At 69.8% G+C, this 26,439-nt stretch carries 20 protein-coding genes and 1 pseudogene; 14 read left to right on the top strand and 7 right to left on the bottom strand.

The window, feature by feature from the left end; translation table 11 throughout:
* Nucleotides 1-64: 64 nt before the first annotated feature.
* Genes G4Z16_RS02470 through G4Z16_RS02460 form a run of 3 tightly spaced genes read right to left on the bottom strand, consistent with a single transcriptional unit; the run spans nucleotide 65 to nucleotide 3,758 of the window.
* Nucleotides 65-2,212: a xanthine dehydrogenase family protein molybdopterin-binding subunit gene (locus G4Z16_RS02470; protein WP_197348950.1), complete on the bottom strand. Its 2,148-nt coding sequence runs from the start codon at nucleotides 2,210-2,212 to the stop codon at nucleotides 65-67.
* Entirely contained in the window at nucleotides 2,209-3,201 is a 993-nt protein-coding gene (locus G4Z16_RS02465) for an FAD binding domain-containing protein (protein ID WP_197348949.1), read from the bottom strand. The genes G4Z16_RS02470 and G4Z16_RS02465 overlap by 4 nt, the downstream gene beginning before the upstream one ends.
* Nucleotides 3,198-3,758 carry a 2Fe-2S iron-sulfur cluster-binding protein gene (locus G4Z16_RS02460; RefSeq protein ID WP_197348948.1) on the bottom strand — a complete coding sequence of 187 codons (561 nt, stop codon included), beginning with the start codon at nucleotides 3,756-3,758 and terminating at the stop codon, nucleotides 3,198-3,200. Before G4Z16_RS02460 ends, G4Z16_RS02465 begins: the two co-directional genes overlap by 4 nt.
* Before the next feature lie 247 nt (nucleotides 3,759-4,005).
* On the opposite strand from G4Z16_RS02460, the gene G4Z16_RS02455 reads away from it, so the two are divergent.
* The 4 genes from G4Z16_RS02455 (at nucleotide 4,006) to G4Z16_RS02440 (ending at nucleotide 9,035) form a co-directional block, all read left to right on the top strand.
* The gene (locus G4Z16_RS02455; RefSeq protein ID WP_197348947.1) at nucleotides 4,006-4,587 is read left to right on the top strand and encodes a TetR/AcrR family transcriptional regulator; all 582 of its coding nucleotides are present in this window, start codon (nucleotides 4,006-4,008) and stop codon (nucleotides 4,585-4,587) included.
* Nucleotides 4,588-4,970: 383 nt separating this feature from the next.
* Nucleotides 4,971-6,914 (top strand): LamG domain-containing protein, encoded by a 1,944-nt coding sequence (locus tag G4Z16_RS02450; protein WP_197348946.1) that lies wholly within the window; start codon nucleotides 4,971-4,973, stop codon nucleotides 6,912-6,914.
* A 376-nt stretch (nucleotides 6,915-7,290) separates the two neighbouring features.
* Nucleotides 7,291-7,665: a PadR family transcriptional regulator gene (locus G4Z16_RS02445; protein WP_197348945.1), complete on the top strand. Its 375-nt coding sequence runs from the start codon at nucleotides 7,291-7,293 to the stop codon at nucleotides 7,663-7,665.
* Nucleotides 7,662-9,035: a permease prefix domain 1-containing protein gene (locus G4Z16_RS02440; RefSeq protein ID WP_197348944.1), complete on the top strand. Its 1,374-nt coding sequence runs from the start codon at nucleotides 7,662-7,664 to the stop codon at nucleotides 9,033-9,035. Before G4Z16_RS02445 ends, G4Z16_RS02440 begins: the two co-directional genes overlap by 4 nt.
* 124 nt (nucleotides 9,036-9,159) lie before the next feature.
* Here the strand turns inward: G4Z16_RS02440 and G4Z16_RS02435 are convergent, their stop codons facing one another.
* On the bottom strand, nucleotides 9,160-11,283 hold the full coding sequence (locus G4Z16_RS02435; RefSeq protein WP_197348943.1) for a beta-glucosidase family protein: 2,124 nt from the start codon (nucleotides 11,281-11,283) through the stop codon (nucleotides 9,160-9,162).
* A 256-nt stretch (nucleotides 11,284-11,539) separates the two neighbouring features.
* Between G4Z16_RS02435 and G4Z16_RS02430 the strand changes: the two genes are divergently transcribed.
* The 3 genes from G4Z16_RS02430 to boxB all read left to right on the top strand — a co-directional run bounded on the left by G4Z16_RS02430 (nucleotide 11,540) and on the right by boxB (nucleotide 16,517).
* Nucleotides 11,540-13,177, top strand: coding sequence for an NAD(P)/FAD-dependent oxidoreductase (locus G4Z16_RS02430; protein ID WP_197348942.1), 1,638 nt, complete (start codon nucleotides 11,540-11,542; stop codon nucleotides 13,175-13,177).
* Between the two features lie 221 nt (nucleotides 13,178-13,398).
* Nucleotides 13,399-14,958 carry a phenylacetic acid degradation bifunctional protein PaaZ gene (gene paaZ / locus G4Z16_RS02425; RefSeq protein ID WP_197348941.1) on the top strand — a complete coding sequence of 520 codons (1,560 nt, stop codon included), beginning with the start codon at nucleotides 13,399-13,401 and terminating at the stop codon, nucleotides 14,956-14,958.
* A gap of 80 nt (nucleotides 14,959-15,038) precedes the next feature.
* Nucleotides 15,039-16,517 carry a benzoyl-CoA 2,3-epoxidase subunit BoxB gene (gene boxB / locus G4Z16_RS02420; RefSeq protein ID WP_197348940.1) on the top strand — a complete coding sequence of 493 codons (1,479 nt, stop codon included), beginning with the start codon at nucleotides 15,039-15,041 and terminating at the stop codon, nucleotides 16,515-16,517.
* 76 nt (nucleotides 16,518-16,593) lie between these two features.
* Here the strand turns inward: boxB and G4Z16_RS02415 are convergent, their stop codons facing one another.
* Entirely contained in the window at nucleotides 16,594-17,463 is an 870-nt protein-coding gene (locus G4Z16_RS02415) for a PaaX family transcriptional regulator (protein WP_197348939.1), read from the bottom strand.
* A 164-nt stretch (nucleotides 17,464-17,627) separates the two neighbouring features.
* On the opposite strand from G4Z16_RS02415, the gene boxC reads away from it, so the two are divergent.
* The 7 genes from boxC (at nucleotide 17,628) to G4Z16_RS02380 (ending at nucleotide 24,542) form a co-directional block, all read left to right on the top strand.
* Entirely contained in the window at nucleotides 17,628-19,376 is a 1,749-nt protein-coding gene (gene boxC, locus G4Z16_RS02410; RefSeq protein WP_197348938.1) for a 2,3-epoxybenzoyl-CoA dihydrolase, read from the top strand.
* Nucleotides 19,377-19,414: 38 nt separating this feature from the next.
* Complete coding sequence (locus G4Z16_RS02405) at nucleotides 19,415-21,040, top strand: benzoate-CoA ligase family protein (RefSeq protein ID WP_197348937.1); 1,626 nt, start codon at nucleotides 19,415-19,417, stop codon at nucleotides 21,038-21,040.
* A 26-nt stretch (nucleotides 21,041-21,066) separates the two neighbouring features.
* Nucleotides 21,067-22,107 (top strand): NAD(P)/FAD-dependent oxidoreductase, encoded by a 1,041-nt coding sequence (locus G4Z16_RS02400; protein WP_197348936.1) that lies wholly within the window; start codon nucleotides 21,067-21,069, stop codon nucleotides 22,105-22,107.
* A 13-nt stretch (nucleotides 22,108-22,120) separates the two neighbouring features.
* Nucleotides 22,121-22,459, top strand: a complete 339-nt coding sequence (gene fdxA / locus G4Z16_RS02395) for a ferredoxin (RefSeq protein WP_197348935.1) — start codon at nucleotides 22,121-22,123, stop codon at nucleotides 22,457-22,459.
* Nucleotides 22,460-22,474: 15 nt separating this feature from the next.
* Entirely contained in the window at nucleotides 22,475-23,341 is an 867-nt protein-coding gene (locus tag G4Z16_RS02390) for an amidohydrolase family protein (RefSeq protein WP_197348934.1), read from the top strand.
* A gap of 3 nt (nucleotides 23,342-23,344) precedes the next feature.
* On the top strand, nucleotides 23,345-23,890 hold the full coding sequence (locus tag G4Z16_RS02385) for a gamma carbonic anhydrase family protein (RefSeq protein ID WP_197348933.1): 546 nt from the start codon (nucleotides 23,345-23,347) through the stop codon (nucleotides 23,888-23,890).
* Nucleotides 23,891-23,978: 88 nt separating this feature from the next.
* Complete coding sequence (locus tag G4Z16_RS02380; protein ID WP_197348932.1) at nucleotides 23,979-24,542, top strand: DinB family protein; 564 nt, start codon at nucleotides 23,979-23,981, stop codon at nucleotides 24,540-24,542.
* A gap of 221 nt (nucleotides 24,543-24,763) precedes the next feature.
* Here G4Z16_RS02380 and G4Z16_RS02375 read toward each other — a convergent pair.
* Nucleotides 24,764-24,913: pseudogene (locus G4Z16_RS02375) on the bottom strand (dienelactone hydrolase family protein); the annotation flags it as partial.
* Between the two features lie 180 nt (nucleotides 24,914-25,093).
* Nucleotides 25,094-26,323, bottom strand: a complete 1,230-nt coding sequence (locus tag G4Z16_RS02370) for an MraY family glycosyltransferase (RefSeq protein WP_197348931.1) — start codon at nucleotides 26,321-26,323, stop codon at nucleotides 25,094-25,096.
* Nucleotides 26,324-26,439: the final 116 nt, after the last annotated feature.

The raw sequence follows: 26,439 nt of genomic DNA, 5'->3' as shown, positions 1-26,439 counted from the left end.
GGTCAGCTGCAACTGCCGATCCCGGGCCGGCGGTTCCGCCGCTCATCCCACCTGTCCCATGCGCTCACGGAGCAGGCGCAGCGACTCCTGCTCCGGCCTCCGCCGTCAGTACGCGGTCGGGCCGGATCGGCAGATCGCGGTGCCGGACGCCGGTGGCGTGCCAGACCGCGTTGGCGATCGCCGCGGCGGCGCCCACGATGCCGATCTCGCCGATGCCCTTGATGCCGACAGGGTCGTCCGGCTCCGGGTCGTCGACCCAGTCCGCCTCGATGTGCGGCACGTCAGCGTTCGCCGAGACGTGGTAACCCGCGAAGTCCGCACCGACGTTGGCTCCCGATGCCTGGTCCCGGAACGCCTCCTCGTGCAGCGCCATGGAAATGCCCCACGTCATTCCGCCGACGAACTGGCTGCGCGCAGTCAGCGGGTTGACGATCCGGCCCGCCGCGAAGATGCCGAGCATGCGCCGCACACGTACTTCGCCGGTGGCGGTGTCCACCGCGACCTCCGCGAACTGCGCCCCGAACGAGTGCCGTTCGGTCTCCGCGAGCGCCCCGATCGCCTCGGCGGTGTCGGAGCGCGCCGTGATGCCCTCCGGTGGAATGCTGCCGCCCAGGGCCAGTTGCTCCCGCAGATCGCGCGCGGCGGACGTCACCGCCCACGCCCAGGACCGGGTCCCCATCGAACCGCCGGCGATCATCGCCTGGCCGAAGTCGCTGTCGCCGATGCGGACGTGCACCTGTTCAGGAGCCACGCCGAGCTCCTCGGCGGCGACGAGGGTCAGGGCGGTGCGCGCGCCGGTTCCGATGTCGGCGGCTGTGATCCGCACCGTGAACGTGCCGTCCGCTTCCGCCGTCACCGCCCCCGTGGACGGAACGGCACGTGCGGGGAAGGAGGCGGCGGCGGTGCCGGTCCCCACCAGCAGCCGCCCCTCACGCCGCACGGCCGGACGCGGGTCCCGGCCCTCCCAGCCGAACCTGCGGGCGCCCTCCTCGAAGCAGGCCATCACGCGGCGGCTGCTGAACGGCAGCCCGGACACGGGGCCGGTCTGCGGATCGTTGCGGGCGCGCAGCGCGATCGGGTCGATGCCGCACTTCTCGGCGAGTTCGTCGAGCGCCGACTCGATCGCGAACGAGCCCGGTGCCTCACCCGGCGCGCGCATGAACGTCGGGCTCGGCACGTCGAGCCGCACGATCCGGTTGGCCGTGTGGTGGGCGTCGGCGTCGTACATCACCCGCCCCACAGCGGCGCATCCCTCGACGAACTCGTGCACGGTCGAGGTGAGGCTGAGCGAGTCGTGCTGCAGGGCGCGCAGCCGGCCGTCGGCGTCGGCCCCGAGCTTGATCCGCTGCGCCGTCGGGCTCCGGTAGCCGATGAGCGAGAACATCTGCCGGCGGGTCAGCACGACCCGGACCGGGCGCTGGAGGACGGTCGCCGCCATCACGGCGGCCACCTGGTGCGCACGCACGCCCTTGGAACCGAAGGCTCCGCCGACGTGTTCGGACACCACCCGCACGGAGGACGGGTCGAGCGAGAACAGCTGCGCCAGCTCGTTCACGATCCACGTGCTGCCCTGGTTGGAGTCGACGATTTCGAGGCGGCCGCCCTCCCAGCGAGCAGCCGCCGCGTGCGGCTCCATCGGGTTGTGGTGCTCCTCCGGCGTCGTGTACTCCTCGTCCACGACCACGGCGGACGAGGCGAGTTCGGCCTCTAGGTCGCCCTTCTCCTCGACCGCCGAACCCATGCCGTCGTGCGCGTACGCGTCAGGACGGCCCGCGGCGAACGCGATGTCGTGCGGCTCCTCCTCGTACTGCACCACCAGCGCCTCGGCGGCCTCCCTGGCCTGCTCGGAGGTCTCGGCGACGACGAGCGCCACCGGCCAGCCCCTGTGCGGCACGCGGTCGTTCTGGAAGACGGCGACGGTCGGGTCGGGAGGCCCGAGCAGGCCGACATAGTCGGTGTTCACGTGCGGCGCGTTCCCGTGGTGCAGGACTTCGAGAACGCCGGGCATCTCGAGGACGGGTCCGGTCTCGACGGAGACGACGCGGCCGCGGGCGACGGTGGACAACACCAGCCAGCCGTGGGCGAGTTCGGCGAAGGGGATGTCGCCGGCGTAGCGGGCCGCGCCGGTGACCTTCTCCAGGCCCTCCACGCGGGTGTGCGCGGCGCCGTGGGAACTCTTCGCCGGAGTGGTTCCGGTCGTGGTGGTCGTCATCGGGCGGCCTCCTCGGACAGTTCGGTCAGCACGGCCACCACCAGGTTGCGGATCAGGCCCACCTTGTATCCGTTCTGGGGCAGCGGTTCGGCGGCCGTGAGCTCCGCTTCCGCCGCGGCGGCGAAGGTCTCGGCGGTGGCCGGTGCCCCGGCCAGCACCCGCTCGGCCGCGCGGGCCCGCCACGGACGTGAGGCGACAGCCCCGAAGGCCAGGCGCGCATCGTGCACGGCACCGTCCCGGACGTCGAGCGCGGCGGCCACGGATCCGATCGCGAACGCGTACGAGGCCCGCTCGCGGACCTTCCGGTAGCGGGAGTTGGCGGCGACCGCAGCGGGTGGCAGAGTGACGCCGGTGATCAACGCTCCGGAAGGCAGCGCCGTCTCCAGATGCGGGGTGTCTCCGACAGGCGTGTAGAACTCCGTCATGGGCAACCGGCCCGGCCCGTCCGCCGTTTCGTACTGCACGACGGCGTCGAAGGCGGCCAGCGCCACGCCCATGTCCGAGGGGTGCACGGCCACACAGTGGTGGGAGGCGCCCAGGATCGCGTGGTTGTGGTGCTCGCCCTCGATGGCGGGGCAACCGGTGCCGGGGGAGCGCTTGTTGCACGGCTGGGACACGTCGGCGAAGTAGCCGCAGCGGGTGCGCTGGAGCAGATTCCCGCCGACCGTGGCCATGTTGCGCAGCTGCCCGGACGCGCCGGCGAGCACTGCCTGCGCCAACGCCGGGTAGTCGCGGCGGACTTCGGGGTGCGCGGCCAGGTCGCTGTTGGTGACGGTCGCACCGATGCGCAGGCCGCCGTCCTCGGTCCTCTCGACCTCTCCGAGGGGAAGCCGCGTGACGTCGACGAGCAGAGCGGGCCGCTCGACGCCGGTCTTCATGAGGTCGACGAGGTTGGTGCCGCCTCCGAGGAAGCGGGCCTGCGGATCGGCCGCGAGCTGTGCGACGGCGCCGGACACATCGAGGACGCGCTGGTAGCCGAACTCCCTCATGCCACCGCCCCGTTCCGGGCCTGCCCGGCCTCCGTCCCGGCCGCAGCCGCCCGGGCGACGGCCTCGACGATCTGCACATAGGCGCCGCAGCGGCACAGGTTGCCGCTCATCCGCTCCCGTATCTCGTCCGGAGTCAGCGGCGGCGGTGCACTCCTCACGTCCCTCGTGACGGCGCTCGGCCAGCCCGCCGCGTGCTCCTCGATCATGGCGACGGCTGAACAGATCTGTCCCGGTGTGCAGTAGCCGCACTGGTAGCCGTCGAAGTCCAGGAACGCCTGCTGCACCGGATGCAGCCGCTCCCCGTCGGCCACGCCCTCGATGGTGGTGATCTCGCGCCCCTCGGCGGCCACCGCCAGCTGAAGGCAGGAGACGGCCCGATGCCCGTCGAGCAGAACGGTGCATGCGCCGCACTGCCCTTGGTCGCAGCCCTTCTTGGTGCCCGTCAGGTCGAGACGCTCGCGGAGCGCGTCGAGGAGAGTGGTGCGGTGGTCGACGGACAGCGTGTGTTTCTCGCCGTTGATGTTCAGGGTGATGGCGCTGGACGTCGATGGGTCCATGCTCAGCCTTCTTTCGCGTATCGGAGCGCGTCGGAACCCTCCGGCAGGCAGAGGAACGGGACGCGGCCGTACGGACCGTACGTATCGACGGCGGCTGCGAGAACGGGGAGGGAAGGAGGAGCGCCGACGGCCCCGTTCGCCGTTATGGTGGACCTAACCGGAGGGTTGTCCGTTACCGGGAGAACGTAGTGGACAGTTGTCCGTTTTGGCAAGCCCGGGTTCGGGCGCGAACCCGCGAGGAGGACGAGTGCGGCAGAGCAAGGAGGCGCCTCTGCGCTCGGACGCACGACGCAACCGTGAGCGCATCCTCGACGTGGCCCTGGCAGAGCTGACGCGATCCACGAACGTCCCGTTGAGTGCGATCGCCAAGAAGGCAGGCGTCGGGCAGGGCACGTTCTACCGCAACTTCCCCAGCCGCGAGGCCCTCGTGCTGGAGGTCTACCGCCACGAGATGCAGCAAGTCGCTGACGCCGCGGCCCAGTTGATCAAGACCTACGAACCGGACCGTGCGCTGCGGGAGTGGATGGACCGCCTCGCCCGGTTCGCCATGGCCAAGGCCGGTTTGGCGGAGGCCATCCGCCAGGCCACCAGCGCGCCCGGGAACGCGGAGAAGCCGGGCCACGGACCGGTGACGCGGGCCGCCGAACTCCTGCTCCGTGCCAACGAGGAGGCCGGCACCATCCGTCCGGGAGTGACCGCGGACGACTTCCTCCTCGCCATCGCCGGCCTCTGGCAGATCGATCCGCGGGGCGAGTGGCAGCCACGCGTCAGCCGGCTCCTCGATCTCGTCATGGACGGGCTGCGAGCGGGAGCGGCCGGCGGCAAGTGAGCGCCCCGGCTCGGCCCCCGCGGAGCGTCCTGGTGATCGCTTCCGGCGCTCTCCCGTCGATCACTGGCACCGCTTCGGTGGCATCCGGCTCCCGCCGGAGGCGCCGAGCCGCGTGAACGGGCGCCGCACGAGCCGTCGCGGTGGAAGGGACGAACCGCCACCACTGGTCACCAACCACCTCACCGGTCCCACACACTTCCGCCTCAGGTGTGCGCTGACTATGGCGTTCGGGGCTTGTTTGCGCTGGACTTGGGGACGACCGCCCATGACATCGACTCGGACCCGGCACCCGAGCCCCCGCGAAGCATCAGTCCCGTGACCAGACGACCTCGTGATCTTCGTGACTCGCCGGAGACGCCGTGAACCGGGATCGGGGGAAACGGATGGATTGCGCATACCTCTCTGACGCGGAGCTGGTCCGTCTCATATGGGAAGGGGGAGAGATCTCCCGCGCCGCGCTGCACGAGCTCGAGCGGCGCCACTTCCCTGCCGTTCGGGCCTACGCCGCCTTCGGCGCGGTGAGCCCGCGGGCCGCCGACGAACTCGCGTACCAGGCATGGCAGCAGGCGCTCCAGCAGCAGGCGGAGGGCAGCGTCAGCGGTGCCGTACGTGCGGGTGCGCTCTCCGCGGTGCTTCAGACGGCGTCAGCATGGGCGCGCGCGAGCGGACGGGCGGCGCTGAATCCCCAACTGGCGGCGTGGATGGAAGCCAACAGCCTGGTGGTGCCGGGGAGTACCGCGCCGGCGGGATTCCACCGCCCGTCACTCGTGGCACGCGCCGTCGCCGGCATTCCCTGCCGCAGCCAGACGGTCCTGTGGCACCAGTTGGTCGAGCGCGACGACAACGCGCTGACCGGGTGGTTGATCGGTGCGAGCCCGGGTGAGGTGGTCGTGGCCACCGGCCGTGCGCAGGAGGAGCTGTACAACTCCTACGTCCAGGTCCTGCTGAACGGGATGCAGGACGAATGCCGTCTCTACCACCGGCTGGTGCTCGCCTACGGGGACACGAGGTCCGCGAACGTCGCCGCCGAGGTCGCGCCGCACCTGGAGCGTTGTGCCCGCTGCTCCCGGGCCGTCGGTGATCTCGGGCGTCTGCGGCACGACCCCGGCACGCTCCTGGCGCAGGCGCTGCTGCCGTGGGGCGGTTCGGAGTACGCCGCGCAGAGTGCGAACGCGAACCAGGGTGGCGTGCGCGAGGAGCTCATGCCCGGGGCCGGCATGGCTCCCACCGCGGCGATCCCTGCTCTGCCCGCCGGCAGCCAGATGCCGCAGGGTCCGATGTCCGGCTCCCTTGGTGCCGGAGGCCAGGGGTTCGGGGGCCGCGCGGCCGGCAAGGGACGGCACGCCGCCCCCGATGCGGCCGGAACGGGTGCGGCCTCACGTACGGCGAAGCGACGTACCGACCTGGTCGTGCGGTGCACGGCCGTCGCCGGCGTCTGCGCGGTCGGCGCCGCCTTCGCCTTCGGATTCGTCGGGGACTCCGACCCGGGGAAGCCGAAGGCGAAGGATCCGGTGTCGCCGGTCAAGGCCTCGCCCTCCCCTTCGAAGTCCGCAGGACCTTCCCGTGCGACAGCGACGGCGAAGTCCACTTCGAACCCCACGGGGAAGCCCTTGTCGAAGCCCACCAGGACGCGGCCGGCGCCGCCCGGCGGCGGTTCGGACGACCGGCCCTCGTCGCCGGCCGTGCGCAACGTGGCCGTGGAGTGGCTGTTCGACAAGGTCAGCAGCGACGGCGTGACGCCCGACAGTTCGGCGAACAACAACGCGGGCACGCTCTTCGGCGCGTCCCGTCCAAGACCCACGCCCGGGGGAGCGCTGGCCTTCGACGGCGAACAGTTCGTCGCGTCGAACGGTCCCCTGATCGACACGACCGGAAGCTTCACCGTCTCTGCGCAGGTCAGGCTCGACCGCACGGACGTCTCCCAGACGATCCTGAGTCAGGACGGGTCGGACTCCAGCGCCTTCATGCTCCAGTACGACGCCGACGAGTCCCGGTTCGAGATGAGCATGCCGGAGGAGGACACCGGCGACGCGGGCTCCGACGCCGACGAGGCCGTCTCGGCGCTGGAGCCCCAAGCGGGCCGGTCCGTACATCTGACGGGTGTCTACGACGACGCCGACGACGAGTTGCGCCTGTACGTCAACGGCAGGCTCGCCGGAACCGCCGATCACGAGGACGACTTCGCTTCCGGTGGGAACTTCGTCGTCGGCCGCGGTCTGTCGGGCAACGCGTTCTTCCAGGGGCTCGACGGGGCTGTCGACGACGTGCGCGCCGTGGGCAGGGCGGTCTCCTCGGCGGAGGCCGCGTCCCTGGCGCGGGAGTCCTGACGAACCGAGGAGAGCGGCCGGGCGCACAGCGGTGAGGCAGGGCCGCCTCCTCGCGGCGGTGACGGCGACGGCCCCGAACGGACCCGCGCCGACCGCTGGCCATGGGCAGCTTGCGCCCCCTACGTCAGCCTGACGCCTGCACTCGGTACGAAGTGAGCGCGGCACTCGTCCTGTTGCCGGGATGCAGGCACCCCCGTGTCCGCCTCACGCCCTTCTTCGGCGTCGCCCGGCCATATCCCTCCCCGCCGCGCAGCCGATGCCGCGAGGAATCGCCCCGTACTGCCCCGTCCCCGTGGAAGATCCGGTTCCTTGTCGCGGATTGATACCTAGCGCTACTATGCATCAGGGTCCTAGGTATGGGCCGCAGGGAGGTCTCGTGAGGGTCACCAAGGATCTCGTCGCCGCTTCTGCGACGCCGATGGTGCTGGGCATCCTGGCCGAGGGGGAGAGCTACGGCTACGCCATCCTCAGACGGATCAACGAGCTGTCCGGCGGAGAGCTGGACTGGACGGAGGGGCTGCTCTACCCGTTGCTGCACCGGCTCGAGCGCCTCGGCCATGTGGAGTCGAGCTGGCAGGCGGTCACTGGCGAGCGGCGGCGCAAGTACTACCGCATCACGGACAGCGGCCTGGCCGAGCTCGCAGAGCAACGCCGGCAATGGGACACGGTCGTGGACGCGCTCAAGCAGGTCTGGCTCGGCACCGGCGATCTGAAGACGTTGACGGCAATACCGCTGGAGGGCCCGGCATGACAGCGCTGGACGGTCAGGACGACCTGGAGGGCCAGTTCGCTCAGTGGCGCCACTACGTGCAACGCCGCCCGGAGCTGCGGCAGTCCGACGCCGATGAGCTCGAAGACCACCTGCGGGACTCCGTCGACGAGCTCATAGCCGTCGGCCTGCGCCCCGACGAGGCGTTCCTGGTCGCGGTCAAACGCATGGGCGGCCTGGACGATCTCTCCCGCGAGTTCGCCCGCGAGCATTCCGAACGGCTATGGAAACAGCTGGTGTTGACCGGCGAGGCCGACAGCGCGGCGGCGGACGACCGGTCGCGGCGTGATGTGTACGCCATGATCATCTGCGTTGCGGGAGCGGCGATGTCCGTCAAGCTTCCGGCGCTCTTCGGCATGAGCTTCGAGGATGACCCCGGTTTCTACGGCCGTAACTTCAGCCTGTTCGCGCTGCCGTGGCTCGCGGCCTTCCTGGCCTGGCGCCGTCGCGCCGCACGACCGGTGATCGGAATTCTGGTCGGGCTGTTCGCGCTCGGCGCCGTGGCGGCCAATGTCTATTCGCTCGCGGACGACTCCCAGTCGGCGGTCCTGACGGGCATCCATCTGCCCATCGCCCTGTGGTTCGCGGTCGGTCTGGCGTATGTCGCCGACGACCTGCGATCGACGCGCCGGCGCATGGACTTCATCCGCTTCACCGGCGAATGGTTCGTCTATCTCTCGCTCATCGCCGCCGGCGGCGGCGTGCTGATGTCGCTCGTGTTCGGGACGTTCAAGGCCATCGGGGTGAACCCCGAGGACTTCGTCGTCCAGTGGCTGCTTCCCTGCGGGGGCGTGTCAGCGGTGGTGGTTGGCGGGTGGCTCGTCGAGGCCAAGCAGAGCGTCGTGGAGAACATGGCGCCGGTGCTGGCGCGGCTGTTCACCCCGCTGGTCACCCTGGTGATGCTGGCCTTCCTCGTGGCCTTCGGCGTGACCAGCGCCGGCATCGACGTGGAGCGGGAGGCGCTGATCCTCTTCGACCTTCTGCTGGTCGTGGTGCTCGGGCTGCTGCTCTACTCGATCTCGGCCCGCGATCCGCTGGCCTCGCCCGGCCTGTTCGACAAGCTGCAGGTCGCCCTCGTGGTCAGCGCGCTCGCCATCGACGTGCTGGTGATGGTGGAGATCACCGGACGCATCACCGAGTACGGCACCACACCCAACAAGGCGGCGGCACTCGGCGAGAACATCATCCTGCTGGCCAACCTCACCTGGTCGGCATGGCTGGTGCTGGGCTTCGTCCGGCGGCGCACTCCGTTCGCGGCGCTGGAGAGCTGGCAGACCAACTACCTCCCGGTGTATGCCGTGTGGGCATGGGTGGTGGCCCTGGTCTTCCCGCCGGTGTTCGGCTACCTCTGACGGCTCACGGTCCTGAACGACCGACCTGATCGGTCCCGAATCGTCGACCGGCCCGCCTCCGGGTCACCGCTCCCGGGGCGGGCCGGTACGTCGTCGCGCCCACCGCTCGCCGGGCCGACGGGCCTCACTCGACCCGGTAGGAGGCGTCGAGCGGGAGTGCGCGCGACGAGGAGCCGACGGCGATCCCGTACTCGCCCTTGCGCACTCGGAACTCGTCGGAGCCCGTGTCCCAGTAGGACAGCTGTTGCGGGTCGACCGAGACCCGCACCTCCTTGCTCTCACCGGGCTCCAGACTCACCTTCCGGTAGCCGCCCAGTTCCCTGGGCGGGCTGTCCACCTCGGTGTCCGGCTTGCTGACGTACACCTGTGGTGCCTCGGAGCCCGCGCGCGTCCCGGAGTTGGTGACCGTGAACGACAGCTCCACCGGGTCGTCAGGCCCGCCGGAGTTCTTCTCCAGCCGCAGGTCCGAGTAGGCGAAGCTGCTGTAGGACAGGCCGTGCCCGAAGGGGAAGAGGGGCTCGGTGCCCGTCCCGTCGTACCAGCGGTAGCCGACGTCGACCCTCTCTGTGTAGTGCGCCGTGCCGTTCACACCCGGGTACTGCGCCTTGGTGTTCGCCGGCACCTCGTCCTCGCGGACCGGGAAGGTCTGGGGGAGCTTGCCCGAGGGGTTCACATCCCCCCACAGCAGCCGCGCGGTGGCGGCGCCCCCGCGCGCGCCCGGATACCAGGTCTCCAGAACGCTCTTGACCTGCGGCAGCCAGGGCATCAGCACGGGACCGCCGGTCTGGAGCACCACGATCGTCCGCGGGTTCGCCTCGGCCACCTTCGCGATCAGCTCGTCCTGGTTGCCGGGCAGGGACAAGTCGGCGCGGTCGCTTCCCTCTTCCTCCTTGTCCTGTGCGAAGACGAGAGCCACGTCCGCCGACCTCGCGGCCTTCGCCGCGAGCCCGGGAAGTCTCCCGTCGTGGTAGGTGACCTGGGCCGAGTCGCCGGCGCGCTTCCTGACCGCGCCGAGCGCCGTGTCCTCCGAGAGCGGGTCGACCTTGCTGCTGCCGCCGCCCTGCACCGAGTCCGCGGCGGCGGAGCCGATGACGGCGATCCTCTTCGCGGAGCCCGTCAGGGGGAGGGCCTCGTCGTTCTTGAGCAGGACGGCGCTCTGCTCGGCAACGTGCTGCGCCGTGGCGTTCCCCGCCGCCTCGTCGACCGGGGACGTGGCCGTGCCGTCGCGCTCGAAGAAGCCGAACCTGAACAGGACGGTGAGCACTTCACGTACGCGCTGGTCGATGGCCTCCTGGGGGAGCGCGCCCCTGAGTTTCGCGGCGCGGACGGTGAGGGAGTTGACGAGCACCGGCAGGGGCAGTTCGACGTTGAGGCCGGCGGCGAGGTCGGAAGTGCGGTGGGTGGAGGGGTAGTCGGAGACCACGTACCCGTCGAAGCCGAACCGGGAGCGCAGCATCGTGCGCAGGGTCTGAGAGTTGGAGCAGGCATAGACGGTGTTGACGCGGTTGTACGAGCACATCACGGAACCCGGCCTGCTCTTCTGCACCGCGAGATCGAAGGGCTTGCCGTAGATCTCGTGCAGCGTGCGTTCGTCGATGTCGGCCGAGACGGTCATGCGGTCCGTCTCCTGGTTGTTGGCCATGAAGTGCTTGACGGTGGCGATGACGCCCTGCGACTGGATGCCGGTGGCGTCGGCGCCCGCCATGGTGCCCGCGAGGTAGGGGTCTTCGCTGTAGTACTCGAAGTTGCGGCCGTTCACGGGGACCCGCTGAATGTTCGTGCCCGGCCCGAAGACCTGCATCTGACCTCTCGCGCGTGCCTCGCGCCCGAGGGTGCGCCCGTACTCCCGCGCCACCTCGGTGTCGAAGCTGGCGGCCTGCGCGACGGGGGCCGGCAGCGCTGTGGCCTGCTGTCCGTTGCGGACGCCGGCGGGTCCGTCGGTCATCGTCACGCCGGGCACCCCGAGGCGCCGTATCGGCGCGATATAGCCCGTGGTGGGCACGGGGGAGCCGACGGTGCCGTGCAGCATGCGGACCTTCTCATCGAGGGTCATCGCGTCCAGCAGCAGATCGGCACGCTCCTCGGGGCTGAGCGATCTGTCGGTCCACGGACGGTTGTCCTGGGTGCCCGACGAGGAGGCGTAGGCTGTCGCCTCCCCGGAGGGGAGCGGGCCGGGGGCCGGCATCGTCAGCGCGGCGGAGAACACCAGGGCGGTCGCGACCCGGACGAGGGGCCGAGGAGGTCCCATCACCTCAGCACGTCCTTTCTGCCGCCTCGGCGGCCTCGCAGGCGACTGACATGTACACGTTCTGTTTGCTTGAGATATCCCCATCCACGGCGCGGGGAATGCCGGTAGGGCCGATCCGCGGCGGCTCACGCGCCCGGGGAACGGTGACTCCGCAGGCCTGGCGGCTTTCTGAAGGCGGCCCGGGCGTCCGGACGGTCACGGTCGGCGACCCGCTGTCACCAGGCATTTCGCGCCGGGCGCCACTAGCCTTGGAGGGGTGACGTGGCCAGTCATCTTCGTCGTGGATCACGACCCGAGCTCACTCCGTGTTCTGCTGGCCGACCTCACGCGACGGTTCGGCAGAGCGTTCACGGTGCGGGGCGCGGGCTCGGTGGATGCTGCGCTCGTCGCCGTGGGGGACCTGGCACAGTCCGGCGAATCCCTCGCACTGCTGCTCGTGGACGACGAGTCGATCGACGTACTCACACGGGCACACAAGCTGTATCCGCGCGCCAAGCGTGTGCTGCTCGTGGACCGCGACTACTCGTCGACCAGTCCGGCCGTCCAGGCGATCGCGCTCGACCGCGCCGACTACCACATCGTGCGGCCGTGGGTGGACGACGAAATGCTCTACCGCGCGATGAGCGAGTTCCTGTCCTCGTGGACGCGGGACCAGGAACCCGTCTTCGAGCTGTTCCGGGTCGTCGCGGCGAAGGACGACAGCAGTGTGCAGCAGGTGTGCGAGGTGATGGCCCGCTTCAACCTGCCGTTCGCGATCTATCCGGCCGAAGAGGAGGCCGGACAGCGCCTGATGAGGGAAGCCGGCATCGACGCGTCGAACCTGCCTGCGGTGGTCCGGTACGACAGTCAGGCCTTCATCCACCCCCAACTTCCCGATCTGGCGCGCGCGCTCGGGGTCAACGTCACCAACGACATGGACGTCTGCGACGTCGCCATCGTCGGCGCGGGGCCCGCCGGACTGACGGCGGCCGTCTATGCGGCGTCCGAAGGACTCGACACCGTGCTCCTGGAGCAGGCCATGTCCGGCGGACAGGCCGGGACGAGCCCGATGATCAGGAACTACCCGGGGTTCCCCCACGGCATCGCCGGAGACGATCTCATGGCTCAGACCTGCGAGCAGGCGTGGCTGATGGGGACTCACATCGTCTTCGCGCAGCAGGCGGTCGCGCTCGAACGCCGCGGCGACCGGCGAATTGTGCACATGCTCGACGGCTCCGAGATCAACGCACGCACGGTGCTGATCGCCACCGGGGTCGACTGGCGGCGTCTGGGTGTCCCCGCTCTGGAAGCCCTGGTCGGCTCGGGCGTGTTCTACGGCACGGTCGTCGGCGAGAGCCGTTCCATGAGGGACCAGGACGTCTTCATCGTCGGTGCCGGCAATTCCGCGGCCCAGGCCGCGGTGCACCTGGCCAAGCACGCTCGCACGGTCACCTTGGTGGTACGGGGTGACAGCCTGGCGAAATCCGCATCCGCATACGTGGTGGGCGCCGTCGAGGCGACGCCGAACATCATCGTCCGCCACGGCACCGAGGTCGTCGGCGGCGGCGGCAACGGGCGCCTGGAACACGTGACGCTCCTGGACCGTGAGGCGGACACCGTCGAGCGGGTCCCGGCAACCGGGCTGTTCATCATGATCGGCGGTGAACCGCACACGCAGTGGCTGCAGGGCAGCATCGAACGCGACGAGCAGGGCTATCTGGTGACCGGCCACGAAGTCCGTGAGGACTCCTCCGCGGGCTGGACCCTGCACCGGGACCCCATGGTGCTGGAGACGAGCATGCCCGGTGTGTTCGCGGCCGGGGACACACGGAACGGGTCCATCAAGCGCGTCGCCTCGGCGGTGGGTGAGGGGTCCACGGCCGTGCGCCTGATGCACGAGTACCTGGCCGGCTGAGCCGCGCGCCTCCCGCCGCAAGCGAAGGAGACCGCGATGTGGTCCGCATGCTGCGGGCCGCGTCGCATGGGTCCTCTCGGCCAGGCCCGGCAGATGAACAATGCCACGTTCTTTACGCGACGCGTCATGGATATGTAGCGTGTTTGAGGACGGTCAGGACGCGAGGCATGCGCGGGATCAGCGCTTCCGCGCCTGGTGACAACCCCCGCGAAGGAGCGGTCGTGGCACGAACACTGCACAGCTGGACCCGCGGAGCCTGGTGGGCCCCCGAGGGTCGTGGACTGGAGGTGACCGACGCTGTCACCGGCGAGCCGGTGGCCGCGGTCTCGAGCAACGGCCTCGACACCGCGGCCACCGTGGCGTACGCCCGCGAGGTCGGCGGCCCGGCGCTGAGGCAGAGCGGCTTCGCCGAACGGGCCGCGCTGGTCAAGCAGTTGGCGCTCGCGCTGAAGGAACGGCGCCAGGAACTGATCGAGCTGTCCGCGCGCACGGGCGCCACCGCCGCGGACGCCTCCGTCGACGTCGACGGAGGTATCGGCACCGCTCTGGTCTTCGCGGGCAAGGGAGCCAAGCAGCTGCCGGACGGAAACGTGCTCGCGGAGGACGACGCCGAACCCCTCGGCAAGGGCGGCACGTTCGCCGGACGGCACCTCCTGACCCCGCGGCGCGGCGTCGTGGTGGAGATCAACGCGTTCAACTTCCCCGTCTGGGGGATGCTGGAGAAGCTGGCGCCGGCGCTGATCGCCGGGGTGCCCACCATCGTCAAGCCGGCCACGCAGACCGCCTACGTCACCGAACACGCCGTCCGCATCCTCGACGAGACCGGCCTGCTGCCCGACGGTGCGCTGCAGCTCGTGTGCGGCGGGATCGGCGACCTGCTCGACCACCTCGGCGGGCAGGATCTGGTGTCCTTCACCGGCTCGGCCGGCACCGCCGCCAAGCTGCGCGGGCACGAGGCCGTGACCGCGCTCTCGGTGCGGTTCAACGCCGAGGCGGACTCGCTCAACGGATCCGTGCTCGGTCCGGACGCGGTCCCCGGCACCCCCGAGTTCGAGCTCTTCGCCGACGCCCTCGTCCACGAGATGACCTGCAAGGCGGGACAGAGGTGCACGGCGATCCGGCGGGCGCTGGTGCCCGAGGAGCTGTTGGACCAGGTCTCCGACGCGGTCTCCGACCGCCTCGCGAAGGTCGTCATCGGCGCACCCGGGGCGGAAGGCGTCACCATGGGCGCCCTCGTCGGGCAGGCCCAGCGCGGCGAAGTGCTCGCGGCCGTGGACCGGTTGAAGACGGCCGCCACGGTGGTCACCGGCGGCGGGCCGCCGGCCGAGGTCGCCGGCGCCGACTCCACGACGGGTGCGTTCATGGCGCCCACGCTGCTGCGCTGTGACGACCCGGCACGTCCGGAACCGCACACCGTCGAGGCGTTCGGCCCGGTGAGCACGCTCATGGGCTACCGCGATCCCGCGCACGCGGTGGACCTGCTGGCACGCGGAGAGGGCTCGCTCGTCGCCTCGGTCGTCTCCCACGACGACGAGACGGTGCGCGAGATCGTGCTCGGCGCCGCGGCGCACCACGGACGCATCCTCGTGCTCGACCGCGACGACGCCGGCGAGAGCACCGGCCACGGCACCCCGATGCCGCAGCTCGTGCACGGCGGGCCCGGCCGCGCGGGCGGCGGTGAGGAGGAAGGCGGCCTGCGTGCTGTCGCACATCACCTCCAGCGCACGGCAGTTCAGGCAGCACCGCGCGTCCTGGACGCTCTCGCGGGGACCGCATCCTGAGCAGACGTGCTACATTCAACTGACGTGACGATTAATAGTCGTGGACTAACGGTTGTACCCGGAGAGAAGGGCAAGAGCGGATGACGACGACGGATGACCGCCTGGGAGCCGCACCCGAGCCCACCGGCCCGGTGAGCAGGATCGACTACAGCGAGCGGATCCCCAACAACGTCGATCTGGCCGGCGACCGCAAGCTCCAGAGGGCGCTCGAGCGTTGGCAGCCGAAGTTCATCGACTGGTGGAAGAGCCTCGGCCCGCAGGTGCCGACCAAGGAGGTCTATCTGCGCACCGCCGTCGCCATCGACCGCGACGGGTGGGCGGTCTACGACTTCGTGCCGATGGAGGAGTACCGCTGGGGCATCTTTCTCGCCGAGACCGACCCGGACCGCGAGATCACCTTCGGTCAGCACAAGGGCGAGAAGGCCTGGACCGAGGTCCCCGGCGAGTACCGCGCGGAGCTGCAGCGGCTCATCGTCGTCCAGGGGGACACCGAGCCGGCCAGCGTGGAGCAGCAACGGCAGCTGGGGGCCACCGCGCCGAGCCTGTACGACATGCGCAACCTCTTCCAGATCAACGTGGAGGAGGGCCGTCACCTGTGGGCCATGGTCTACCTGCTGCAGGCGTTCTTCGGACGCGAGGGACGCGAGGAGGCGGAGGAGCTGCTCCGCCGCAACAGCGGGGACTACGACAACCCGCGCATCCTCGGCGCCTTCAACGAGGACACCACGGACTGGCTGAACTTCTTCATGTTCACCTACTTCACCGACCGCGACGGGAAGTACCAGCTCGGCACGTTGAAGGAGAGCGGCTTCGATCCGCTCGCCCGCACCTGCGAGTTCATGCTCAAGGAAGAGGCCCACCACATGTTCGTGGGCACCACCGGGATCCAGCGCGTCGTCGATCGGACCGCCGAGCTGATGAAGGAGCACGGCACCGACGACATCCTTCAGCACGGCGGGATCCCGTTCGCGATCATCCAGAAGTACCTGAACCAGCAGTTCTCCGTCTCCATGGACCTGTTCGGCTCCGAGCTCTCCTCGAACGCGGCGGCGTACTACACCGCCGGGCTGAAGGGCCGCTGGCAGGAGCGCCGGCGGAAGGACGACCACCAACTGCAGGACCAGACGCGTGAGATGACCAAGGTCGAGAACGGCGAACTGGTCACCGAGACCGTCCCGCTGCTCAACGCGCTCAACCTCGACCTGCGCGATGAGTACGTCGCCGACTGCGAGAACGGCATCCGACGCTGGAACCAGGCGCTGGAGGACGCCGGGCTGCCGCACCGCCTGACGCTCCCGCACGAGGGCTTCAACCGCCAGGTCGGTGTGTACGCCGACAGCAAGGTCAGCCCCGACGGCGAGGTGCTCACCCAGGAACAGTGGGACGCCAAGGTCCACGAGTGGCTGCCCTCGGAGCAGGACATGGCCGACGTGCGGTCGTTGATGCGGCCCGTGTACGAGCCGGGCGAGTTCGCCGGGTGGATCGCACCGCCCGCGCAGGGCATCAACAAGCTGGGCGTGGAGTTCGACTACGTGCGCTTCTGGCAGGAGGACAACTGAGCAGGCGCGGAGTCACCGCGTACCCGCGCACTGCCGCAAAGCGCCCGGTCCGCAGGCGGGCCGGGCGCTCCGTGCGTCAGGTGCGGTCGTCGGCCCCGGCGCACAGATGCTCCCAGTAGGCCTGGGCGCGGCGGTGCCAGCGCTCGTGGCGGCGGTGGAAGAGCGTGGCGGCGTCGGGGCCGGGCCAGTCGTGATCGAGCAGCTCCGCGGGAAGGGCCGGGTCCAGCGCGGGGAAGCGCCGCCAGGCGTGCACCAGATGCACCTGGGCGACGAACGCCTCCTGCTGGCCGCTCACTTCCAGACTGCCGAATTGCTCGACGAATTCGCCGTACGCCGTCTCGATCTTGTCGAGTGGCCAGGCGGCGGCCACGACGTCCTGTGGGTCGCCGATCCCGGCCGAAGGGCCCGTCCAGGACATGGTGCTGTGCTCGATGCCGAGCTCCCGAACGATGGCCTTGACCTCGTCCGCCCGCTCCGCGTCGGGCACCACCCACAGCCCGTGCGCCGGTGACCCCATGCCGGCCCAGGTGAGCCGGGTGCGCAGCTTGTGCCGCAGTCGTCGCTGCGTCTCGGGCACCGTCACCGCCAGCACCAGCCACCGGCCGTCCCAGCGCCGGGTGTGCCGCATGAACGAGTAGATCCGCTCGGTGCCTTCCTCCAGCAGCTGTTCACCGTTCGAGGTCAGGCTCCAGCGGGTGCGCCGGCCGACCCGGTCCGAGACCAGCAGCCCCTCGGTGGAGGAGCGGGCCAGCGATTGCCGTGCCGCCTTCTCCTCGATGCCGAGGGACTCCAGTGCCCGCAGCAGCGCGCCCGTCCACACCGGCTCGTGGCGGGGCAGCACGAATTCTCCGAGCACGGTCAGCAGCAAGGAGCGCGCGCTCGTGGAGCCGGGCCAGGCGCGCCCCGTGCGCGATGGGCTCTCTGCGGTGCTGCCGGCAGCGGCCACGGCGTGGGGTCCTTTCGAAGAGGCCGGGAGGAACACCCGGATTCTAGTCCGGCCGGGGGTTGTCCCGGACCGGCCCGTCAGAAAGACATGCTACTTACTATTGACGACTCGCCATGTCATTGTAGAGTCATAACTCTAGTGACCCGATCGTTTGGAGGAGTTCGATGACCGCCGCGGTCGAACCCAGCACCCAGCCGCCCGTAACCGAAGCGGGCGCTGCGGACGTCGAGGCGGCTCCGGCCCCCGAGGCGGCACCCAAGGTCTCGTTCGACACCTCGCCCGGCCGGTACCGGCACTGGAAGCTCGACGTCGACGGCGAGATCGCGACGCTCACGCTGCTCGTGGACCAGGAGGGCGGGATCGTCCCGGGCTACGAGCTCAAGAGCAACTCCTACGACCTGGGCGTCGACATCGAGCTCTACGACGCCGTGCAGCGGCTGCGGTTCGAGCACCCGCGGGTCAAGTCCGTGGTGATCACGGGAGGCCTGGAGCGGATGTTCTGCGCGGGAGCGAACATCAAGATGCTCGCCCAGTCCACGCACGCCTGGAAGGTGAACTTCTGCAAGTTCACCAACGAGACCCGCAACGGGTTCGAGGACGCCACGGAGCACTCCGGGCAGACCTACATCGCCGCCGTCAACGGCACCTCCGCCGGCGGTGGTTACGAGATCGCCCTGGCCTGTGAGCAGATCGTGCTCGTCGACGACGGCTCGTCCGCGGTCGCGCTGCCGGAGGTGCCGCTGCTGGGCGTGCTGCCCGGAACCGGCGGCCTGACCCGCGTGGTCGACAAGCGGCACGTCCGCAAGGACCGGGCCGACATCTTCGCCACCAAGTCCGAAGGCATCAAGGGCAACACCGCCGTCGAGTGGAAGCTGGTCGACGCCGCCGTCTCCCGCGGCCGGTTCGACGCCGAGGTGAAGTCGCGGGCCGAGGAGGCCGCGAAGCGCTCACACCGCCCGTCGGACGCGCAGGGCGTCCAACTGACGCCGCTGGACCGCACGGAGACGAGCGACTCGATCAGCTACCCCCACGTCAAGGCGCAACTGCTGCGCGACCAGCGCCGAGTCGAGATCACGGTCGAGGCGCCCGCCGGTGAACCGCCGGCCGACGCCGCAGCAGCACGTGAACAGGGCACGGACTACTGGCCGCTCGCGCTCGCCCGCGAGCTCGACGACCTGATCCTGCGACTGCGCACCAACGAACTCGAGCTCGGTACCTGGGTGTTCCGCACGGCGGGCGATGCCGGCACGGTGCTCGCCCACGACGCACAGCTCGACGACCTCGCCGACGACTGGTTCGTCAACGAGGTGCGGCACTACCTCAAGCGCACGTTCAAGCGCCTCGACGTCACCAGCCGCAGCCTCGTCGCGCTGATCGAGCCGGGCAGCTGCTTCGCGGGGACGCTGCTGGAGCTCGCGCTGGCCTGCGACCGGCAGTACATGCTGGCCGGGGTCTTCGAGGATGTCGACCCCGACGCGGAGCCGGCGGCCCTCGTCGTCGGCCGGGCCAATCAGGGCGCCTACCCGATGGGCAACGGCCTGAGCCGGCTTCAGTCGCGCTTCTACGCGGCAGACGAGGACCTGGAGGCGGCAATCGCCCGCACCGGGACACCGCTCACCGCCGACGACGCGGCCGAACTCGGCCTCGTCACCATGGCACTCGACGACATCGACTACGAGGACGAGCTGCGCATCGTGCTCGAGGAGCGCGCCTCGCTCTCCCCGGACGCCCTGACCGGCATGGAGGCCAACCACCGCTTCGTGGGGCCCGAGACGCTGGAGACGAAGATCTTCGGCCGGCTGACCGCCTGGCAGAACTGGATCTTCAACCGTCCCAACGCCTCCGGACCGGAGGGCGCGTTGCGCCGCTTCGGTACCGGGAAGCGCGCCGACTTCGACGTCAAGCGGGTCTGACGGACCGCCGAGCCGAGGAAGAAGGAGGCGCAGAGCCCATGTCCATGCCCTCACGGTCCTTCAACGCCGCCAGCTACCTTGTCGACCGGCACCTCGACGGCGGGCGCGGCCACCACACCGCCGTCCGCCACGCGGAAGGGGACATCACCTACGCGCAGCTGTCCGCGGAGACCGCCCGCGTGGCCGGTGCGCTGCTGCGCATCGGCATGCACCGCGACGAGCGCGTGATGTGCTGCATGTCCGACACCCCGGAACTGCTGACGACCATCCTGGGCGCCTTCCGCGCCGGGCTGGTCGCCGTACCGGTGAGCACGATGCTGACCGGCAAGGAGCTCGGCGCCATCCTCGCCGACTGCGGAGCCCGTGTGCTCGTGTGCACCTCGGAGTTCGCCGAGGCATGCGGCGAGGCGGTGCTGGCGTCACCCGACGTGAGCCACCTCGTCGTGGTGGGGGAGGCCGAACCGGAGGTGCCTCAGCGGGTGGTGCGGCTGCCGTGGGCGGAGTTCACCGGCGGGCTCGCACCGCCGGACGGCCCGCTCGCCGGCACCGTCGAGGACACACCGGCGCTGTGGCTCTACACCTCCGGAACGACCGGCATGCCGAAGGCCGCGATGCACCGGCACGTCAACATCCGGCACGTGTGCGAGACGTACGGGCAGCAGGTACTGGGGATACATCCCGACGACCGGTGCCTGTCCGTCGCGAAGCTCTTCTTCGCCTACGGGATCGGCAACTCGGCGTTCTTCCCCCTCTCGGCCGGTGCGACGACCGTGCTGGAACCGCGGCGCCCCACCCCGGAGGTGATCGCGGAGCGGGTGAGCGCCGACCGGCCGACCCTCTTCTTCGGCGTCCCCACCTTCTACGCGGGGATGCTGGCCGCCGATCTGCCAGCGGACCTGATGTCGTCGGTTCGTCTTGCCGTCTCGGCCGGTGAGGCCCTGCCGGCGCCGCTGCTGCACCGCTGGCAGGAGCACTTCGGCGTGAAGATCATCGATGGCCTGGGCTCCACCGAGGCCCTGCACATCTTCCTGTCGAACCGGCCCGACGACATCGGTCCCGGCACGAGCGGATTCCCGGTGCCCGGCTACGAGTTGCAGATACGGGACGAGCGCGGCACCGTGCGTCCCCCCGGCGAGCCGGGTTCGCTGTACGTCAAGGGCCAGTCGATCGCGACGGGTTACTGGTGCCGTACCGAGACCAGCCGCCATGTCTTCCAGGGCGACTGGCTGGCCACCGGAGACACCTACGTGCGCGACGACGAGGGCCGCTACACCTGCCTCGGCCGCTCCAACGACATGCTGAAGGCCGGCGGCATCTGGGTGTCGCCGGGCGAGGTCGAGAGCCGCCTGATCGAGCACGAGGATGTGATCGAGGCCGCCGTGGTCGGCGTACCGGACGGCGAGGGCCTGGACAAGCCGGTGGGCTACGTGGTGCTCGCGAAGGGTGCCACCGCGACACCCGAGGACCTGATCGGCTTCTGCCGGGACGGCCTCGCCCACTTCAAGGCGCCCCGCCGCGTGGTGTGCGTGGAGACGCTGCCGCGCACCGCGAGCGGCAAATTGCAGCGCTTCAAGATCCGTCAGATGGCCGCCGAAGCCGGCGCCGCGGGCCCCCCGGCGGAAAGCGCCGCCCGGACGTCCGCCGAGCCCGAAGCCGTCAGCTGAGCGCGAGCACCATGCAGGAGGAGCAGATGACCAGTGGGGAGCAGACTCCCTCCGGCGACCGCCACGAGGTGGACCTCGTGCTCGTCGGAGCGGGACCCGTCGGGCTGTACGGCGCCTACTACGCCGGCGTCCGCGGGCTGCGCGTCGCGTTGGTGGACTCACTGCCCGAACCGGGGGGCCAGGTCACGGCGATGTACCCGGAGAAGCCCATCTTCGACATCGCGGGCTTTCCCAGCGTGCGGGGGCGGGAGCTCGTCGACAACCTCGTCGAACAGGCCGACCGGTACAGCCCGTTGTACCTCCTCGGCAGGCAGGCCCGGTCGCTGGAGTCCGTCCCGTCCGGCGACGGCCCGGACCGGTTCCGGCTGACGGCGTCCGACGGGACGGTGATCGACTGCGGCGCGGTCGTGGTGACCGGCGGCATCGGCACCTTCACTCCCCGGCCGCTGCCGGCCGGGGAGGACTTCCTCGGCCGCGGGCTGTCGTACTTCGTGCCGTCGCTCGGCGACTTCACCGGCACCGACGTCGTCGTGGTCGGCGGTGGCGACAGCGCCTGCGACTGGGTGCTCGCGCTGAAGCCGATCGCCAGGTCGGTGACGCTCGTGCACCGGCGGACCGCCTTCCGCGCGCACGCCGCCACCGTCGACGCGGTGCGCTCCTGCGGCGCCACGGTGATGACCGACGCACAGGTGACCCGCATCGAGGGCAACGGAACGATAGAGAAGGTCGAAGTGACCCCGAAGAACCAGGACCCCTTCGTGCTGCCCGCACAGCGGGTCGTGGCCGCGCTCGGCTTCCTGGCCGACCTCGGGCCGATGCGCGAGTGGGGCTTCGACCTGCACGACAACCGCCACCTCATGGTCGATTCGAGAATGGCGACCGACCTGCCCGGCGTCTATGCGGCAGGGGACATCTCCGAGTACCCGGGCAAGGTGCGTCTGATCTCGGTCGGCTTCGGCGAGGTGGCCACCGCGGTCAACAACGCCGCGGTGCATCTCGACCCCGAGGCCTCGTTGTTCCCCGGACACAGCACCGACGAGGCACCCGTCGCCGCGGCGGCGGCCTGAGGAGGACACCACGATGCCCTACGTGATCATGTCGGACTGCATCGACATCACCGACCAGTCCTGCGTCGAGGAGTGCCCGGTCGACTGCATCTACGTCGGCGAGCGCAAGCTCTACATCAACGGCAAGGAGTGCATAGACTGCGGCGCCTGCGAACCCGTGTGCCCCGTGGAAGCGATCTCCCAGGACCGCCGGGTACCGGAGGAGCAGCAGGAGTTCATCGAGGACAACAGAACCTTTTTCAGCGAGGTGCTGCCCGGCCGGGACGAGCCGATAGGCACACCCGGCGGCTCGCGGCTGACCGGCGACATCGGCGTCGACACTCCGCTTGTCTCGAAGCACCCCGGCAACTAGGCAGGAGTTCCACGGATGTTGGACGGTCATCTCCTGGTCGACGCCCATGTGCACGTGCCCCTGCTGTCCTCGATCGCCCCCGCATGGTCGCAGTGGGCACGTGACTTCGGGCCCGAGGGCGTGCTGGGACTCGTCTGGGACGCGGACGGCAACCCGGACCCGGCGAAGCTGGACAGCCTGTTCGCCGCCGAAGGCGTCGATGTGGCGCTGCTGTTCTGCGAGTACAGCCCGAAGGCCACGGGCTACCAGCACTTCGACGACCTGCTGCCGCTCATCGAGCAGAACCCGCGGCGCTTCCGTCCCGTCGCGAACGTCAACCCGCATCTGCACTTCCCGGTCGACCGGGAGCTGCGGCGGCAGCTCGACCTGGGTGCGGCCGCGCTCAAACTGCACCCCGTGCACGGTGGGTTCCGCCTGGACGATCCCGCGCTGTTTCCGGCGTACTCGGTGCTCGTCGAGCGGAACGTCCCGCTCGTGATGCACTGCGGGACGTCGTCCTTCCCGGGGTCGATGAACGAGAACGCGGACCCGACGCAGCTCTACCCGGTGCTCAGGATGTTCCCCGATCTCAAGGTCGTCCTCGCACACGGGGGCCGGGGCTGGTGGTACGACGCCGCGGCGTTCCTCGCGCTCTCGAACGAGAACGTCTGGATCGAACTGTCCGGACTGCCCCCCAAGCGCCTGACGACGTATTACGCACGCCATGATCTGAACAGGCTCGCGCGCAAGTGGATCTTCGGCACCGACTGGCCCGGTGTCCCCGGAACCGCCGTGAACGCTCGGGCTGCTGCCGGGCTGGGGTTCTCCGACGAGACGGTGCCGCTTGTGCTGGGGGAGAACGCCATGCGCGTCTACCACGGCCTCGACCCCGAAAGGGAGTGACGCATGCCTGTCTACGCGTTCGACGGAGTACGTCCGCGGGTGAGTGCCGACGCCTACGTCCACCCCGACGCGGTGCTGATCGGGCACGTCAGCCTGGGCCCCGAGTCGTCGGTGTGGCCGGGTGCCGTTCTGCGGGGCGACCACGGCCGGATCGAGGTCGGGGCACGGACGTCGATCCAGGACGGCACCATCATCCACACGACGAAGGAGTGGCCCACCATCATCGGGGACGAGTGCGTCGTCGGGCACAACGCCCACCTTGAGGGCTGCACGGTCGCAGACCGCTGCCTGATCGCGTCCATGTCGACGGTGCTCAACAGGGCCGTCGTGGGCACCGGTTCGGTCGTCGCCGCCGCGGCACTCGTACCCGAAGGGCTCGACGTGCCCGAACACTCGATGGTGCTGGGGGTCCCGGGCCGGGTGAAGCCCCTGCCGGACGACCGGCTCAAGGGCCGGGTCGACCACGGGGTGGATGTCTACGTCGACTTCGCCCGCCGCTATCCCAAGGCGATGACCCGGGTGGACGTGGACGACTGCCGCGTGGACTGACGCATCCCGGGAGCCCGGGGCGAGCTGTCACATTTGGGTCATTGCGCGAGGGGCGCAGCCAGGTCTCCGTCGTATGTAGTGTGCGGAAGTGACAAGAAGCGAGCGAATCGCGGACCAACTGGACCGGCACTGGCACAAGAACCTGCGGCCGCGGCTGCACGGTCTTGCCGATGAGGAGTACTTCTGGGAGCCCGTGCGTGGCTGCTGGAGCATCCGGCCACGTGGCACGTCGGCCGCACCGATGTCGGCAGGTTCGGGGAAGTGGACGATGGACTCCGCGTCCCCTGACCCGGTGCCGGCGCCGGTGACCACGATTGCCTGGCGGCTGGCGCACATCATCGTCTCCTGCCTGGGCTACCGGGTCGGATGGCACTTCGGCGGCCAGGACGTCGACTCCCAGACATTCGCCTACGCGGGGACCGCTGACGAGGCGCTGGAACAGCTCGATGAGATGTATGGGAGATGGAACGCGGGGGTCCGCGAACTGTCGGACGCTGACCTGGACAATCCGCCCACGGTGGGTCCCGAGCGGTTTCCCATGGAGGGCATCGTCCTGCACGTCAACAGGGAGCTGATCCATCACGGCGCCGAGATTTCCCTGCTGCGCGACCTCTACCGCTGGCAGGACGGAGCCGTACCGCGCCGAAAATGACCTCATCCGCTGCAAGATGGCGCAGCTTCAACGGCGCGCCCTTCGCGGCGTGCGTTGACACGGGTGCAGGCGGAGGACGAACTGCTTCGAGTTGCACCGGTTCCGCTCTCAGGAACTCATCCGTGAAGCCGACGAATTCCGGCTCGCCCGGCAAGTCGGGAGAGCCGAGTCGGCTCCCCGAGCGCCTGAACGTTCGATGGCGCTGAACTCCCGCCGGAGGCTCAGGCGTTGTTCAGGGTGCGGTCGAGGAGGGGAAGCAGGCGGTCCCAATGGCGCTGCAGCGCCGAGGCGTCGAACGTGTCGGTGTCGGACATGGTGAAGCCGTGGATGGTGCCGGGGTAGACCTCGGAGCTGTAGCGGACACCTGCGGCTCCCGGGTGCCGTTGGCCGGGCTCGGGGAAGGCGGCGAAAGCGTCGGCCTGTCCGTCATCGGTCGGAAGCTGCAGCGTATTGGCGGGCATCGCTGATCATGATTCATCGGGACGAAGCCCGTGCACAAGGGCGGATGTCAGCCAGAGATCATCCGGCGATGACCTGCGGCAGTCCTCACGTCACGGCTGATGCGGTCCGCCCTCGGCCGTCCCGCTGAGCTCGCGGCGTTCGGCGTCGTACGCGTCCTGCGTTCGGGGAGTGCTCCCTGCTGTTCCCGGACGCCGAGCCCGGCGTGGCGCCAGGCGGGGCAGCAGCAACAGGACGAGGCCCACCAAGCCGAAGGGGACGATGCCGGCCGCGACCCACACGCTTCCGTCGTGCACGGAGAGCGCGATCGTTCCGAAGGCGATCAGCGCGGACCAGAAGTACAGGACGAAGACGGCGCGGCGGTGCGAGTGCCCGATGTCCAGCAGCCGGTGGTGCAGATGGCCGCGGTCGGCGGCGAAGGGCGACCTCCCCTTCCAGACGCGGCGCACGATCGCCAGAAGCAGATCCGCGACCGGGAGGGCGATGACCGTCAGCGGCAGCAGCAGCGGAATGTAGACCGGCATCATCGCGTGCGTGGCTTCGCGGGAGCTGCCCGCCCTCTCGACGAGAAGGTCCGAGTCGACCTGGCCGGTCACGGACACCGCGCTCGCGGCGATCACCAGCCCGATGAGCATCGACCCCGAGTCACCCATGAATATCCGTGCCGGATGGATGTTGTGCGGCAGGAATCCCAGGCACATGCCGATCAGGACGGCCGCGAACAGCGTTGCGGGAGCGGCCCCTTCGATGCCGTAGCCGTACCACATGCGGTAGGCGTGCATGAAGAAGGCCATTGCCGCTATGCACACGATGCCGGAGGCGAGTCCGTCCAGGCCGTCCACGAAGTTCACGGCGTTGATCGTGACGATGACCACCGTCACGGTGAGGAACATCCCCTGTTCCTCCGACAGCGGGACTGGGCCGACCCCGGGAATCGGCAGCCACAGGACCGTCAGCCCTTGCAGGACCATCACCCCTGCGGCGATCACCTGGCCACCGAGCTTGAGCAGCGCGCTGAGGCCCCACTTGTCGTCCAGCACGCCGAGCAGCCCGACCACGGAAGCGCCGGAGAGGAGTGCCAGCGGCTCGCTCGTCGTCTCGAAGACCTCGTGAATGTTCGTCAATTGGCCGGCCACGAGGAGTCCCGCGCACAGCCCTCCGAACATCGCGATCCCGCCCAGTCGCGGAGTGGGTTCACGATGCACGTCACGTGCACGGATCTGCGGCATGGCGTCGATGAGGATGGCGAACTTACGCACCGGGGCGGTGAGCAGGTACGTGACGGCAGCCGTGACGCACAGCGTCAGTAGATATTCCCGCACAGGCCCCCCATTGGTCGTCGCCGGTCACAGCGGTCACGTCATCGGTGCACTGCCAGTGCATCATGCCGCGATGAGGAGCCACGTCCGGTGCGAGACCGCAGGGCCCGGCCGCGGAC

It is taken from the genome of Streptomyces bathyalis, from assembly GCF_015910445.1.
Classification (GTDB): Bacteria; Actinomycetota; Actinomycetes; order Streptomycetales; family Streptomycetaceae; genus Streptomyces; species Streptomyces bathyalis.
This window is presented reverse-complemented; position numbering and strand designations above follow the sequence as displayed.